We start from the raw sequence: 14,820 nt of genomic DNA, 5'->3' as shown, positions 1-14,820 counted from the left end.
AGTGAACAAGTGTCCGATCAACAGATTGACGACAAGGTGCTGGGCGAGTTGCGTGAGGTCATGGGTGACCAGTACGTCGCGCTGCTCGACACTTTCCTTGACGATTGCGAGAAGCGCATGGCGCAGCTCAAAAGCGCCAATGATGCCAAGGATGCCGAGGGGCTGTGCTATGCGGCCCACAGCTTCAAGGGCAGTTGCAGCAACATGGGTGCCGCGACCCTGGCGGAGTTGTGTCGGCAGTTGGAGGAGCGCATCAAGGTGCGGCCTCTGTTGGGTGTCGAAGATCTGATCGGTCAGATAGCCCGCGAGTACCACCACATGCGCCTGGCCTATGAACGGGAGCGCCAGCGCGTGGCGCTTGAAAACGCCGGTCATCACGTCTAGGGGTAAAACTGGCGCGACTTTTGCTGTGTCTTCGCTATTCGAGTTCGTTTGCATCTGTAGCGGAGACCCTTTCCATGCCCGTCGCTTCAAACCCACTGCTGCAGCCAGCCGCCGTCGCCAAGCCCTCGCGAGCGCCTGGCACTGCGCCGGACAAAGTGCCGCAGGCCGCCAACGACAAGGCTTCGGGCTTTTCCAAGGTGTATGCCGAACAATCCCGTGACAAGCCGTCGGCCAAGGTCGAGGTGCCGGCTGGTGACAAGGCGGCTGACCCGGCAACTGCCGGCAAACCGGCGACGCAGGATGAGCGCAAGGTTGCCGACAGCGGCAATGATTTGCCTGATGACCGTGTCGATGGCGAGCAGGTCGAGGCAGCCACCGATGAGCCGCAACTGCTCGACTCCAGCCTTGTTGCGGGTCAGGTTACTGACGCGCAAGGTGGTGCCCAACTGATCCAGGCGCAGGCCGAGGCCGTGGCGCCGGTTGTGCAGGCGGCCGCAGCGCAGTTGCAGGTCCAGGCACAGGCGCCTGCGGTGGTGGCACAGCCCGAGCCGCAGGCGCCGGCCTTCGATCCCGAGGGCGATGTGCTGCAAGACCTGCCGGTGTTGCGTCTGGCCCTGGAGCAGAGTGCCCAGGCGCAAGGTACGACTTCGGCACACGCCAGCAAGGCTGCCTCAGCGCAGCCCGAAGCGGCGCAGGCACAGCCGGCCGTCAATACCCTGGCGGCCATGCTCGACCCGCGCCAGGCCGATCCGGGGGCGGGTGAGCCGGGCGAAAAAGCCTTCGGCGGGCTGCTCGAGGATGGCCTCAAGGACCTCAAGGGGGCTTCCAGTGATACCCGCGTCGATGATTTCGCCGATCGCCTCAGTGCGTTGACCCAGGCGGCAACCCCCAAGACCGCCAATGCGGTACCGGTGGTCACACCCTTGAACCAGCCTTTGGCAATGCAGCAGAACGGCTGGACCGAGGGGTTGGTCAATCGCGTGATGTACCTGTCCAGCCAGAACCTCAAGTCAGCCGAGATCAAGCTTGAGCCGGCCGAGCTGGGGCGTCTGGATATCCGTGTGCACATGGCGCCGGAGCAGCAGGCGCAGATCACCTTCACCAGTGGCAACGTGGTGGTGCGCGAAGCGCTCGAAAACCAGGCCAGCCGGCTCAAGGAAATGTTCGCCCAGCAGGGCCTCGGGCAGCCCGACGTGAACGTCGCGGACCAGTCGCGCGGCCAGCAGCAGGGTTCACAGGAACAGGCGTCCGGGCTCAGTGGCGTGGCGGCGCGGCGCAATGCGGCCGGTGGTGCCGAGGCTGACCCCGAGGCCGGCGCTACGCCTGTCGAACAGCAGGTGGTGGTCGGCTCCAGTGCCGTCGATTTCTACGCCTGACCCTCCCTGTGATACCTCACCCTTCGCCGGCCTTGCGGCGAAGGGGCGGGCGTTGTGCAAATCTGGCATAACACTTGCTCCACCCCTCGCCATGTGGAACAAACCTCTTGTGAGTGACGGATTATTGGCATGGCGAAGAGCGACGCAGTGAAAGACCCCGCCGTAAAAGGCAAACTCAAGCTGATCCTGCTGCTGGTGGCGGCATTGCTGCTGGCCATTGGCTTGTCTGTGGGCGCCACCTGGTTCTTCCTGCACAAGGCCGACAGCAAGCCGGAAGTCGACCCGGCCACCGTCAGCAACGTGAAACCGGTGGCGATCTACGAGCCGCTGGCCCCCGCGTTCGTGGTCAACTTCAACCAGAATGGCCGTCAGCGCTACATGCAGGTGAGTATCACCATGCAGGGCCGTGACCAGGCTGCGCTGGATGCGCTGAAGGTGCATATGCCGGTGATCCGCAACAACCTGGTCATGCTGTTCTCCGGGCAGCCGTTCGACGCGCTGTCGACGCCGGTCGGCCAGGAAATGCTGCGCCAGAAGGCCACCGCCAGTGTTCAGGAAGTAGCCCAGAAGGAAGTCGGCAAGCTGGTCATCGACCAGTTGCTCTTCACCAATTTCGTATTGCAGTAGGGAGCCCAAGATGGCCATGCAGGACCTGCTGTCCCAGGATGAAATCGATGCCCTGCTGCACGGCGTCGATGATGGTCTGGTGCAAACCGATAGCGGCGCCGAACCCGGCAGCATCAAAAGCTATGACCTGACCAGTCAGGATCGGATCGTGCGCGGGCGCATGCCGACCCTCGAAATGATCAACGAGCGTTTTGCCCGCTACACCCGCGTGAGCATGTTCAACCTGCTGCGTCGCTCCGCCGACGTGGCGGTGGGCGGGGTACAGGTGATGAAGTTCGGTGAGTACGTGCACTCGCTGTACGTGCCCACCAGCCTCAACCTGGTGAAGATCAAGCCGCTGCGTGGCACGTCGCTGTTCATCCTCGACGCCAAGCTGGTGTTCAAGCTGGTGGACAACTTCTTCGGCGGTGACGGTCGTCACGCCAAGATCGAGGGTCGCGAGTTCACGCCCACCGAACTGCGCGTGGTGCGCATGGTGCTGGACCAGTGCTTCGTCGATCTCAAGGAGGCCTGGCAGGCGATCATGCCGGTCAACTTCGAGTACATCAATTCCGAGGTCAACCCGGCCATGGCCAACATTGTCGGGCCGAGTGAGGCGGTGGTGGTGTCGACCTTCCATATCGAACTCGATGGCGGTGGCGGCGACCTGCACGTGACCATGCCGTACTCGATGATCGAGCCGGTACGTGAAATGCTCGACGCGGGCTTCCAGTCCGACCTCGACGACCAGGATGAACGCTGGATCAAGGCGCTGCGCGAAGACGTGCTGGATGTCAGTGTGCCGATCAGCGCCACGGTTGCGCGTCGTGAACTGCGCCTGCGCGACATCCTGCACATGCAGCCTGGCGACGTGATTCCGGTGGAGCTGCCTGAAGAACTGGTGCTGCGCGCCAACGGCGTGCCGTCATTCAAGGCCAAGTTGGGCTCGCACAAGGGCACGCTGGCATTGCAAGTAACCGAGCCGATCGAGCGCCGCTGATCGGCGCCCTGGCTTTAACTCCGAATTGATTGCCCCGTCGAGGACAAGATGGCTGACGAAAACGATATCACTTCCCTGGAAGAACAGGCCCTGGCCGACGAGTGGGCCGCTGCCCTGACCGAAACCGGCGACGCCGGCCAGTCTGACATCGATGCGCTGATGGCTGGCGATGCGGGTGCGGGCGGTGCCAATCGACTGCCGATGGAAGAGTTCGGCAGTTCGCCGCGCAACAATGAGCAGGTGACCCTGGACGGCCCCAACCTGGACGTGATCCTGGACATTCCGGTGAGCATTTCCATGGAAGTGGGCAGCACCGAGATCAACATCCGCAACCTGCTGCAGCTCAACCAGGGGTCGGTCATCGAGCTTGATCGCCTGGCCGGCGAACCGCTGGATGTACTGGTCAACGGCACCCTGATTGCGCATGGCGAAGTGGTTGTGGTCAACGAGAAGTTCGGCATTCGCCTGACCGACGTGATCAGCCCGAGCGAACGCATCAAGAAGCTGCGCTGAGTGAAGCGTTTTCTGCGCACGGGGCTGGCCGGGGTCAGCCTGTTGTGGCTCGACCTGGCGCTGGCGGTGCAGCCCGCCGCACCAGCCGCGGCTGGTGGCCCCAGCGTCAGCGGGCAACTGACCCAGTTGGTGCTGGGACTGTTGCTGGTGCTGGGGCTGATCTTTTTCCTCGCCTGGTTGCTGCGTCGGGTGCAGAGTGCCGCGCCGCGCGGCCAGCAGGTCATCGAGATCGTCGGCAGCCGGGTGGTTGGGCCGCGGGATCGGCTGCTGCTGGTGCAGGTCGGCAACGAACAGATACTGATCGGGCATACGCCGGGCACGCTGACCGCGTTGCACGTGCTGAGCGAGCCGGTAAAGGTGCCGGTTGCGAACCGCGCACCCGCGCCCGAATTCGCCCAGCGCCTGATGGAGCTGTTGGGCAAGGATCATAAGGACAAGTCGTGATGGGCGCACTGCGCATGATGTTGACGCTGCTGCTGATGTTTGCAGCGCCACTGGCCCTGGCCGCCGATCCGTTGTCGATCCCGGCGATTACCTTGTCCAGCGGGGCAGACGGGCAGCAGGAGTACTCGGTCAGTCTGCAGATTCTGCTGATCATGACCGCGCTGAGCTTCATCCCGGCGTTCGTCATCCTGATGACCAGCTTCACGCGGATCATCATCGTGTTCTCGATCCTGCGTCAGGCCCTGGGCTTGCAGCAGACTCCTTCGAACCAGATCCTGACCGGCATGGCGCTGTTTCTGACCATGTTCATCATGGCGCCGGTGTTCGATCGGGTGAACAAGGATGCGTTGCAGCCGTACCTGGCCGAAACCCTCACGGCACAGCAGGCGATCGCCAAGGCTGAAGTGCCGATCAAGGACTTCATGCTGGCGCAGACCCGTGAGAGTGACCTGGACCTGTTCATGCGCCTGTCCAAGCGCACCGACATCGCCAGCCCGGATGAGGCACCGCTGACCATCGTGGTGCCGGCATTCGTCACTTCCGAGCTCAAGACCGCCTTCCAGATCGGTTTCATGATCTTCATTCCGTTCCTGATCATCGACCTGGTGGTGGCCAGCGTGCTGATGGCGATGGGTATGATGATGCTGTCGCCGTTGATCATCTCCCTGCCGTTCAAGATCATGCTGTTCGTACTGGTAGATGGCTGGGCCCTGATCATGGGCACCCTGGCTGGCAGTTTCGGTGGCGTCTAGCGCGCCGAGGAGAACAACATGACCCCAGAAGTTGCTGTCGACCTGTTTCGTGATGCGTTGTGGCTGACCACCCTGATCGTGGCCGTGCTGGTGGTGCCCAGCCTGCTGGTGGGCCTGATGGTGGCGATGTTCCAGGCCGCCACGCAGATCAACGAGCAGACCCTGAGCTTCCTGCCGCGGCTGCTGGTGATGCTGATCACGCTGATCGTCGCCGGGCCGTGGCTGGTACAGAAGTTCATGGAATACATTCTGTCGTTGTATGGCAGCATTCCGCAGTTGATTGGCTGAGCTGGCGATGCTCGAGCTGACCGATGCGCAGATCGCCACCTGGGTGGCGAGTTTCATCCTGCCGTTGTTTCGCATTGCCGCCGTGCTGATGACCATGCCCATCTTCGGGACCAAGATGGTGCCTGCGCGTATCCGCCTGTATTTCGCCGTGGCTATCACCGTGGTGGTGGTGCCGGGCCTGCCGCCGATACCGGAAGTCAACCCGCTGTCGCTCAGTGGCCTGCTGCTGATTGCCGAGCAGATCATCATCGGCGCACTCTTCGGTTTGTCCCTGCAGTTGTTCTTCCAGGTGTTCGTGATCGCCGGGCAGGTCATTGCGATCCAGATGGGCATGGCGTTCGCCTCCATGGTCGACCCGGTCAACGGGGTCAACGTGGCGGTGGTCAGCCAGTTCCTGAGCATGCTGGTGACACTGCTGTTCCTGTCGATGAACGGTCACCTGGTGGTGTTCGAGGTGGTGACCGAAAGCTTCACTGCCTTGCCGGTGGGGGGCGGGCTGCTGGTCAATCATTTCTGGGACCTCGCCGGGCGCCTGAGCTGGGTGCTGGGTGCCGCGTTGCTGCTGGTGCTGCCGGCGATCACCGCGTTGCTGGTGGTCAACATCGCGTTTGGCGTGATGACCCGGGCGGCGCCGCAGTTGAACATCTTCTCCATCGGTTTCCCGCTGACCCTGGTGTTCGGGCTCGGGATTTTCTGGGTCGGCCTGGCCGACATTCTTTCCCATTACCAGGCGCTGGCCTCCGAGGCCCTGCAGTGGCTGCGTGAGCTGGCGCGGGCGAGCTGAGCATGGCAGAGAGCGAAAGCGGTCAGGACAAGACAGAAGACCCCACGGACAAAAAGAAAAAGGACGCCCGCGAGAAGGGTGAGATCGCACGTTCCAAAGAGCTCAACACGGTGGTCGTGACCTTGGCCGGGGCGGGCGCACTGCTGGTGTTCGGGGGTGGGTTGGCCGAGGTGCTGATGGACCTCATGCGCATCAACTTCACCCTGTCGCGCGAGGTTCTGGTCGACGAGCGCTCGATGGGGGCGTTTCTGCTGGCATCGGGCAAGATGGCGCTGATGGCGGTGCAGCCGGTGTTGCTGGTGGCGTTGATCGTGGCGTTCATCGGGCCGATCTCACTGGGCGGCTGGCTGTTCGCTGGTGGCACCCTGGCACCCAAGTTCAGTCGGATGAACCCAATGGCCGGGATCAAGCGCATGTTTTCCCTGCATGCGCTGACCGAGCTGCTCAAGGCCTTGGCGAAGTTCTTCGTGATTTTGATCGTGGCGCTGGTGGTGTTGTCGTCTGATCGTGACGATTTGCTGGCGATTGCCAACGAGCCGCTGGAGCAGGCGATCATTCACAGTGTGCAGGTGGTGGGCTGGAGTGCGCTGTGGATGGCGGCGGGGTTGCTGCTGATCGCGCTGGTGGACGTACCGCTGCAGTTGTACCAGTCGCACAAGAAACTGTTGATGACCAAGCAGGAAGTGCGTGACGAGTACAAGAACAGCGAAGGCAAGCCGGAGGTCAAGCAGCGCATCCGCCAATTGCAGCGCGAGATGTCGCAGCGGCGCATGATGGCGGCGATTCCGGATGCCGACGTGATCATCACCAACCCGACCCACTATGCGGTGGCGCTCAAGTACGACCCCGAAAAAGGCAATGCGCCGATGTTGCTGGCCAAGGGGACCGACTTCCTGGCCTTGAAGATTCGCGAAATCGCCAATGCCCACAACATCCAGGTGCTGGAATCGCCGGAGCTGGCGCGTTCGATCTTCTACTCTACCGAGCTCGAAGAAGAGATCCCGGCCGGCCTGTACCTGGCGGTCGCGCAGGTACTCGCCTACGTCTACCAGATTCGTCAGCACCGCGCGGGCAAGGGCAAGGCGCCGGAGCCGCTCAAGGACCTGCCGATCCCGCCGGACCTGCGTCGCGATTCCTGATCGCCCGGCCGCCTTCGCCGCTGGCCCCTCGTTGCAGTGGCCGGCCTTGTCGGCGAACACTTCCCTGCGTATCCAAAGTTGGAAAGCTTCTTGCAATAGCAGCGCCAAGCGCCCGCATGGCGTCAAAAGTTTGCTTGAAGAGGAATACCGGTGGATCGCTCTCAGTTAATCAACAGCGCCCGTAGCAACCTGTCCGGGCTCGGCCGGGGCAACCTGGGGGTGCCGCTGCTGCTGCTGATTATGTTGGCAATGATGATGTTGCCGATCCCGCCGTTCCTGCTCGACGTGTTCTTCACTTTCAACATCGCCCTGTCGATCGTGGTCCTGCTGGTGTGCGTGTACGCCTTGCGGCCGCTGGACTTCGCTGTGTTCCCGACCATCCTGCTGGTGGCCACGCTGCTGCGCCTGGCGTTGAACGTGGCCTCCACACGTGTGGTGATGCTCCACGGTCATGATGGCCACGAGGCTGCGGGCAAGGTGATCCAGGCCTTTGGCGAGGTGGTGATCGGCGGCAACTACGTGGTGGGTATCGTGGTCTTCGCGATCCTCATGATCATCAACTTCGTGGTGGTCACCAAGGGTGCCGGGCGTATCTCCGAAGTGAGTGCCCGCTTCACCCTCGACGCCATGCCCGGCAAGCAGATGGCCATCGACGCCGACCTCAATGCCGGCCTGATCGACCAGGCCCAGGCCAAGGCGCGCCGTAGCGAAGTGGCCCAGGAAGCCGAGTTCTACGGCTCCATGGACGGTGCCAGCAAGTTCGTGCGCGGTGACGCCATTGCCGGCCTGCTGATCCTGTTCATCAACCTGATCGGCGGCATGGCCGTAGGTATCTTCCAGCACGGCATGACCTTTGGTGATGCCGGCCGGGTCTACGCGCTGCTGACCATCGGTGACGGTTTGGTGGCGCAATTGCCATCACTGCTGCTGTCCACGGCGGCCGCGATCATGGTGACGCGTGCCTCGGGCTCCGAGGAGATGGGCAAGCAGATCAACCGGCAGATGTTCGATTCGCCCAAGGCGCTGGCGGTGTCTGGCGGCATCATGATCGTGATGGGCCTGGTGCCCGGCATGCCGCACGTGGCGTTTCTCAGCCTGGGCCTGCTGGCCGCAGGTGGCGCCTATCTGGTGTGGCGCAAGCAGCATCAGGTCAAGGTCAAGGCGCAGCAGGAAGTGCAGCGCCAGCAGGACCTGCTGCCGTCGCCGCAGCGTGCCCAGGAAACCAAGGAGCTGGGCTGGGACGACGTCACCCCGATCGACATGATCGGCCTCGAAGTGGGCTATCGGCTGATCCCGCTGGTCGATCGCAACCAGGGTGGGCAGTTGCTGGCGCGGATCAAGGGGGTGCGCAAGAAGCTCTCCCAGGACCTGGGCTTTCTGATGCCCACCGTGCACATTCGCGACAACCTGGACCTGGCGCCCAGTGCGTACCGCCTGACCCTGATGGGCGTGATCCTGGCTGAAGCCGAGATCTATCCTGATCGGGAGCTTGCAATCAACCCGGGCCAGGTGTTCGGCAACCTCAACGGCATTGCCGCCAAAGACCCGGCCTTCGGCCTGGAGGCGGTGTGGATCGATGTTGCCCAGCGCAGCCAGGCGCAATCGCTCGGCTACACCGTGGTAGACGCCAGCACGGTGGTTGCGACCCACCTCAACCAGATTCTCTACAAGCACTGCCACGAATTGATCGGCCACGAAGAGGTCCAGCAGCTGCTGCAGGTGCTGGCCAAGGGCTCGCCCAAGCTTGCCGAAGAGCTGGTGCCAGGCGTGCTGCCGCTGTCGGGGCTGCTCAAGGTACTGCAGGCGCTGCTCGCCGAGCAGGTGCCCGTGCGCGACATTCGCACCATTGCCGAAGCCATCGCCAACAATGCCGCCAAGAGTCAAGATACCGCCGCGTTGGTGGCGTCCGTGCGTGTCGGATTATGCCGCGCAATCGTGCAAAGCATTGTAGGAACTGAGTCCGAGCTGCCTGTGATCACCCTTGAGCCAAGGTTGGAACAGATTTTGCTCAATAGTTTGCAAAGGGCCGGGCAGGGTCAGGAAGATGGTGTTCTTCTTGAGCCGAGCATGGCTGAAAAGCTTCAGCGTTCGTTGATCGAGGCTGCCCAGCGTCAGGAGATGCAAGGGCAACCTGCAATCCTGCTGGTTGCAGGACCGGTTCGGCAGATGCTGTCGCGTTTTGGTCGCCTGGCTGTACCGAATTTGCATGTTTTGGCGTATCAGGAAATACCTGACAACAAGCAAGTTACCATCGTTGCCACAGTAGGCCCCAACGGCTGAGGTAGTGGGATATGCAAGTTAAGCGTTTTTTCGCAGCCGATATGCGTCAGGCCATGAAGCTGGTTCGTGATGAGCTGGGGGCCGAAGCCGCCATCATCGGCAACCGACGGATTGCTGGCGGTGTCGAGCTGACGGCTGCGCTGGACTACAAGCTGTCCGCGCTGGCGCCACGGGTGCCCAACGTCGAGCTGGAAGACGAGCTGCGCAAGACCCAGTCGCGTATCGTCACCGCGCAGGCCGAGCTGAGCAGCCGCGTCGAAGGCGAGGAGGGCAACCGTCAGTTGTTCGCCGGGCTGCCATTGACCGCTTCCGAGCCGTTGGTCGAGCCGCCACTCGAGGTGCCGTTGCGCCCTCAGGCCGCCGCCCCGGCGCCGGTCGACCAGCGTCTGTTCGACTCCATGCGCTCTGAACTGTCGGGCCTGCGCGAGCTGCTCGAAGTACAGCTCGGTTCGCTGGCCTGGACTCAGCTGCAAGGCAGCAAGCCGCATCAGGCCAATCTCTGGCGGCGTCTGCAGCGCATCGGCGTGGCAGGCCCGCTGGCGCGCGAAGTGCTCGACCTCACCGCCGACATCGAAGAGCCCCGTCAGGCCTGGCGCATGTTGCTGGCACACCTGGCGCGGATGATCCAGGTGCCGGAGATCGAGCCGATCGAAGAAGGCGGCGTGATCGCCATGGTCGGCCCGGCCGGCATGGGCAAGACCACCACCCTGGCCAAGCTTGCGGCGCGTTATGTGCTCAAGTACGGCGCGCAGAACATCGCGCTGGTGAGCATGGACAGTTTCCGCATCGGTGCCCAGGAGCAACTCAAGACCCTGGGGCGCATCCTCAATGTGTCGGTGACCCATGTCGACCCTGGGCAGTCGCTGGCCCAGGCGCTCGACCCGTTGTTGCGCAAGCGCGTGGTGCTGATCGATACCGCCGGCCTGCAGGCCAGCGACCCGGCGTTGCGCATGCAGCTCGAAACCCTGGCCGGGCGCGGTATCCAGGCCAAGAATTACCTGGTGCTGGCCACGACCAGCCAGAAGCAGGTGCTCACCGCTGCCTACCACAGCTACAAGCGCTGCGGCCTGGCCGGTTGCATCCTGACCAAACTCGATGAAACCGCCAGCCTTGGTGAAGTACTGAGCCTGGCCATCAGTCACGAATTGCCGGTGGCGTATCTCACCGATGGGCCACGCATTCCTGACGATCTGCACCTGCCGCGCCGACACCAACTGGTGAGTCGCGCAGTGAGTGTGCAAATGCAGGACGATCCGAGCGAAGAGGCCATGGCCGACATGTTCGCCGATCTGTACCACAGTGACGGCAAGCGTGTCGGCTGAGGTAAATATGTATCCGTTGCAAAGTACCTACATCAATGGTCTGCCAGGCATTTTTCAGGTGTTGAAAGCGCAGCCAGTCATGTGGCCTCGGTCTAAGTAAGACAAGGTAAAGAACAAACATGGGCAGCATGCATCCCGTACAGGTGATCGCCGTGACCGGCGGCAAAGGTGGCGTCGGCAAGACCAACGTGTCAGTGAACTTGTCATTGGCGCTGGCTGAGCTTGGCCGTCGAGTCATGCTGCTGGACGCCGATCTGGGCCTGGCCAATGTCGACGTTCTGCTCGGCCTGACCCCCAAACGCACCCTGGCCGATGTCATCGAGGGGCGTTGCGAGTTGCGCGACGTGCTGCTGCCCGGGCCGGGCGGGGTACGTATCGTGCCTGCCGCGTCTGGCACGCAGAGCATGGTGCACCTGGCCCCCGCGCAGCATGCCGGGTTGATCCAGGCGTTCAGCGAGATCGGCGACAACCTCGATGTGCTGGTGATCGACACGGCTGCGGGTATCGGTGACTCGGTCGTCAGCTTCGTTCGCGCGGCCCAGGAAGTGTTGCTGGTGGTGTGCGACGAGCCTACCTCGATCACCGATGCCTATGCGCTGATCAAGTTGCTCAACCGTGACTACGGCATGAACCGCTTCCGTGTGCTGGCGAACATGGCACAAAGCCCCCAGGAAGGCCGCAATCTGTTCGCGAAGTTGACCAAGGTCACGGATCGCTTCCTTGATGTCGCCCTACAATACGTCGGTGCTGTGCCCTACGACGAATGTGTCCGCAAGGCCGTGCAGAAGCAGCGAGCTGTCTACGAAGCCTTTCCGCGTTCCAAGTGCGCGCTGGCGTTCAAGGCCATTGCTCAGAAGGTCGATAGCTGGCCGCTGCCTGCCAACCCACGCGGGCACCTGGAGTTCTTCGTCGAGCGGTTGGTGCAACCGACCAGTGCGGGACCAGTGCTATGAGTGCGAGCGGGTATCGGATGTACAGCAAGGCTTCGCGTGACGCGCAATATGAACTGATCGAGCGTTACGCGCCGTTGGTCAAGCGCATCGCCTACCACCTGTTGGCACGTCTGCCGGCCAGTGTGCAGGTGGAAGACCTGATTCAGGCCGGCATGATTGGCCTGCTCGAAGTGTCCAACAAGTACGACGCGAGCAAGGGTGCCAGTTTCGAGACCTACGCTGGCATTCGCATCCGCGGCGCGATGCTTGACGAGGTGCGCAAGGGTGACTGGGCACCGCGTTCGGTCCACCGCAATACCCGCATGGTCAGTGACGCGATTCGTGCAATTGAAGCAAAAACCGGTCGTGACGCTAAAGATCACGAGGTTGCTGCCGAACTTCAATTGAGTCTCGATGATTATTACGGGATTTTGAACGATACCTTGGGCAGCCGCCTGTTCAGTTTCGACGACCTTTTGCAGGACGGCGAACATGAAGGGCTGCACGAGGACGGTGCCAGTGCCCAGCTCGAGCCTTCGCGCGATCTGGAAGACGAGCGTTTTCAGGCAGCCCTGGCGGATGCAATCGCCAACCTGCCCGAGCGCGAGCGTCTGGTGTTGGCGCTGTACTACGACGAAGAGCTGAACCTCAAGGAAATCGGCGAGGTGCTGGGGGTCAGCGAGTCGCGTGTCAGCCAGTTGCACAGCCAATGCGCGGCACGTTTGCGTGGTCGCCTGGTGGAATGGCGGGCGCGTTGAGCAGCCGTTCGATGCAGTCGTGAAAATGTAGTGCCCGAATTGATTGAATGCGCGTTCAGCGCTGAACGCGTTAAAGACTGCTTGGAGGTCTAATTGAACAAAGACATGAAAATCCTCATCGTCGACGATTTTTCGACGATGCGGCGGATCATCAAGAACTTGCTGCGTGATCTGGGCTTCACCAATACATCGGAAGCCGACGATGGCACCACGGCGTGCCGATGCTCGAAAGTGGCCACTTCGATTTCCTGGTGACCGACTGGAACATGCCCGGCATGTCCGGTATCGATTTGCTGCGCAAAGTGCGCGCCGATGAACGCCTCAAGCACCTGCCGGTGCTGATGGTGACTGCCGAAGCCAAACGCGAACAGATCATCGAAGCGGCCCAGGCCGGCGTCAACGGCTATGTGGTCAAGCCGTTCACCGCCCAGGTGCTGAAAGAAAAGATCGAAAAGATCTTCGAGCGCGTCAATAGCTGAGGTACGCCACGGGGGCGCTATGGAGCAAAAAAAATCATCTTTGGACGACTTCGAGTCGACACTGAAGAAACATGCCCAGGAGCTGGTCAGCAGCCTTGAAAAAGGCCGGTTCGGCGACGCGGTGCAACTGATCCATCAGCTGAACCAGACCCGTGATCTTGGCCTGTATCAGGAAGTGGGCAAGCTGACCCGCGAGCTGCACAGTGCGATCGTCAGCTTCCAGATCGACCCGCACATGCCGCAGGCCGAGGAAGTCTCGCAGATTACCGACGCCACCGAGCGCCTGTCATACGTGGTCAGGCTCACCGAGGGCGCTGCCAACCGCACCATGGACCTGGTCGAGGAAAGCACGCCGGTACTTAACGAGCTGAGCGCCGAAGCCGCCAGCCTGAGCAGTGACTGGCAGCGTTTCATGCGACGTGAAGTGGCGGCACCGGAGTTTCGCGAGCTGGCCAAGCGCGTCGACAGTTTTCTGACGCACAGCGCCGAAGGCAACCGCAAGGTCGCCGGGCACCTCAACGATATTCTTCTGGCTCAGGACTACCAAGACCTGACCGGCCAGGTGATCAAGCGCGTCACGGCACTGGTCACCGAAGTAGAAAGCAATCTTCTCAAGCTCGTGCTGATGGCGAGTCAGGTCGACCGGTTTGCCGGTATCGAACATGACCATGACCAGATGCGAGCTGAAAAAGATCAAGAAAAACATCCGACTCGGGGTGAAGGTCCACAGATTCATGCCGATAAACGTGAAGACGTTGTGTCCGGTCAGGACGATGTCGACGATCTGTTGTCCAGCCTGGGTTTTTAGGGAGCACGTTTAATGAGCTTCGGCGCCGATGAAGAAATCCTTCAGGATTTCCTGGTAGAAGCCGGCGAAATTCTTGAGCAACTGTCCGAGCAACTGGTCGAGCTGGAAAGCCGTCCGGATGATGCCGACCTGCTCAATGCAATTTTTCGCGGTTTTCACACTGTAAAAGGGGGCGCCGGCTTCCTCCAGCTCAATGAGCTGGTGGAGTGCTGCCACATCGCCGAGAACGTCTTCGATATCCTGCGCAAAGGCGAGCGGCGTGTAGATGCCGAGCTGATGGATGTGGTCCTCGAAGCGTTGGACACCGTCAACAGCATGTTCGGCCAGGTGCGTGAACGTACCGACATCACGGCTGCCACTCCGGAACTGCTGGCAGCCCTGGCGCGCCTGGCAGAGCCTGCCGGCGCCGATGAAGTGGCACCTGTCGCGGTGGCGGCAGAGCCTGAGCCGGTGGCCGAAGCCGATTCGGGTGACATCACCGACAGCGAGTTCGAGCAACTGCTCGATTCGCTCAACGCGGCCAAGGCTGAAGCCGAAGCCCCCGCGCCGGTGGCCGCAGAAGCGGCCAGCAGCGACGAAATCACCGACGCCGAGTTCGAGTCGCTGCTGGACCAGTTGCACGGTAAGGGCCAGTTCGCCCCGGACAGCGTTGGCGCCGTGGCATCTGCCCCGGCTGCGGTGGCTGCAAGCGGCGCGGCGCCTGCCAGTGGCGACATCACCGACGACGAATTCGAAGCCTTGCTGGACCAGTTGCATGGCAAGGGCACCTTCGCGGCCGACGCGCTGCCAGCGGCGGCTGCACCTGTCGCAGCCGCTGCAAGCGGTGATCACATCTCTGAACACGAGTTCGAAGCGCTGCTCGACGAGTTGCACGGCAAGGGCAAGTTCGCGCCGGAGGTTGGCAGCGATGCCAGCGCTGCGCCTGCGGCTGCCGCGCGGCCAAGCCGGTCGCCAA

General features: G+C 62.1%; 16 protein-coding genes and 1 pseudogene. All 17 read left to right on the top strand.

Annotation, left to right across the window (positions count from 1 at the left end; genetic code table 11):
* Positions 1 to 9: 9 nt before the first annotated feature.
* On the top strand, positions 10 to 384 hold the full coding sequence (locus G3436_RS10550; RefSeq protein WP_163944495.1) for an Hpt domain-containing protein: 375 nt from the start codon (positions 10 to 12) through the stop codon (positions 382 to 384).
* Positions 385 to 458: 74 nt separating this feature from the next.
* The gene (locus tag G3436_RS10545; protein ID WP_163944492.1) at positions 459 to 1,760 is read left to right on the top strand and encodes a flagellar hook-length control protein FliK; all 1,302 of its coding nucleotides are present in this window, start codon (positions 459 to 461) and stop codon (positions 1,758 to 1,760) included.
* Positions 1,761 to 1,889: 129 nt separating this feature from the next.
* Positions 1,890 to 2,387, top strand: coding sequence for a flagellar basal body-associated protein FliL (gene fliL / locus G3436_RS10540; protein WP_163944490.1), 498 nt, complete (start codon positions 1,890 to 1,892; stop codon positions 2,385 to 2,387).
* Positions 2,388 to 2,397: 10 nt separating this feature from the next.
* Positions 2,398 to 3,366, top strand: coding sequence for a flagellar motor switch protein FliM (gene fliM / locus G3436_RS10535; protein ID WP_163944488.1), 969 nt, complete (start codon positions 2,398 to 2,400; stop codon positions 3,364 to 3,366).
* Between the two features lie 48 nt (positions 3,367 to 3,414).
* Positions 3,415 to 3,879, top strand: a complete 465-nt coding sequence (fliN, locus tag G3436_RS10530) for a flagellar motor switch protein FliN (RefSeq protein WP_163944486.1) — start codon at positions 3,415 to 3,417, stop codon at positions 3,877 to 3,879.
* Complete coding sequence (gene fliO / locus G3436_RS10525) at positions 3,880 to 4,323, top strand: flagellar biosynthetic protein FliO (protein WP_163944484.1); 444 nt, start codon at positions 3,880 to 3,882, stop codon at positions 4,321 to 4,323.
* Positions 4,323 to 5,075: a flagellar type III secretion system pore protein FliP gene (gene fliP, locus G3436_RS10520; RefSeq protein ID WP_163944482.1), complete on the top strand. Its 753-nt coding sequence runs from the start codon at positions 4,323 to 4,325 to the stop codon at positions 5,073 to 5,075. The genes fliO and fliP overlap by 1 nt, the downstream gene beginning before the upstream one ends.
* Positions 5,076 to 5,093: 18 nt before the next feature.
* Positions 5,094 to 5,363, top strand: a complete 270-nt coding sequence (fliQ, locus tag G3436_RS10515; protein ID WP_163944478.1) for a flagellar biosynthesis protein FliQ — start codon at positions 5,094 to 5,096, stop codon at positions 5,361 to 5,363.
* A gap of 7 nt (positions 5,364 to 5,370) precedes the next feature.
* Entirely contained in the window at positions 5,371 to 6,147 is a 777-nt protein-coding gene (gene fliR, locus G3436_RS10510) for a flagellar biosynthetic protein FliR (protein ID WP_163944474.1), read from the top strand.
* Positions 6,148 to 6,149: 2 nt separating this feature from the next.
* Positions 6,150 to 7,286 carry a flagellar biosynthesis protein FlhB gene (flhB, locus tag G3436_RS10505; RefSeq protein WP_163944470.1) on the top strand — a complete coding sequence of 379 codons (1,137 nt, stop codon included), beginning with the start codon at positions 6,150 to 6,152 and terminating at the stop codon, positions 7,284 to 7,286.
* Positions 7,287 to 7,436: 150 nt separating this feature from the next.
* Positions 7,437 to 9,566 carry a flagellar biosynthesis protein FlhA gene (flhA, locus tag G3436_RS10500; RefSeq protein ID WP_163944466.1) on the top strand — a complete coding sequence of 710 codons (2,130 nt, stop codon included), beginning with the start codon at positions 7,437 to 7,439 and terminating at the stop codon, positions 9,564 to 9,566.
* Positions 9,567 to 9,577: 11 nt separating this feature from the next.
* A complete protein-coding gene (flhF, locus tag G3436_RS10495; protein ID WP_163944463.1) occupies positions 9,578 to 10,888 on the top strand; it encodes a flagellar biosynthesis GTPase FlhF in 1,311 nt (436 codons plus the stop codon).
* A gap of 119 nt (positions 10,889 to 11,007) precedes the next feature.
* Entirely contained in the window at positions 11,008 to 11,841 is an 834-nt protein-coding gene (fleN, locus tag G3436_RS10490; protein WP_054915624.1) for a flagellar synthesis regulator FleN, read from the top strand.
* Positions 11,838 to 12,578, top strand: coding sequence for an RNA polymerase sigma factor FliA (fliA, locus tag G3436_RS10485; protein ID WP_163944460.1), 741 nt, complete (start codon positions 11,838 to 11,840; stop codon positions 12,576 to 12,578). The genes fleN and fliA overlap by 4 nt, the downstream gene beginning before the upstream one ends.
* A gap of 105 nt (positions 12,579 to 12,683) precedes the next feature.
* Positions 12,684 to 13,057, top strand: a pseudogene (locus G3436_RS10480) (chemotaxis response regulator CheY).
* Between the two features lie 19 nt (positions 13,058 to 13,076).
* Positions 13,077 to 13,865, top strand: coding sequence for a protein phosphatase CheZ (locus G3436_RS10475; RefSeq protein WP_163944457.1), 789 nt, complete (start codon positions 13,077 to 13,079; stop codon positions 13,863 to 13,865).
* A 12-nt stretch (positions 13,866 to 13,877) separates the two neighbouring features.
* Positions 13,878 to 14,820, top strand: a 943-nt coding sequence (locus tag G3436_RS10470) for an Hpt domain-containing protein (protein WP_178116403.1), incomplete at its 3' end; no start/stop codon positions are given.

Source organism: Pseudomonas brassicae (genome assembly GCF_010671725.1).
In the GTDB taxonomy this organism is placed as follows: Bacteria; Pseudomonadota; Gammaproteobacteria; order Pseudomonadales; family Pseudomonadaceae; genus Aquipseudomonas; species Aquipseudomonas brassicae.
The sequence above is the reverse complement of the archived record's forward strand: the minus strand, read 5'-3'. Positions and strand labels throughout refer to the sequence as shown.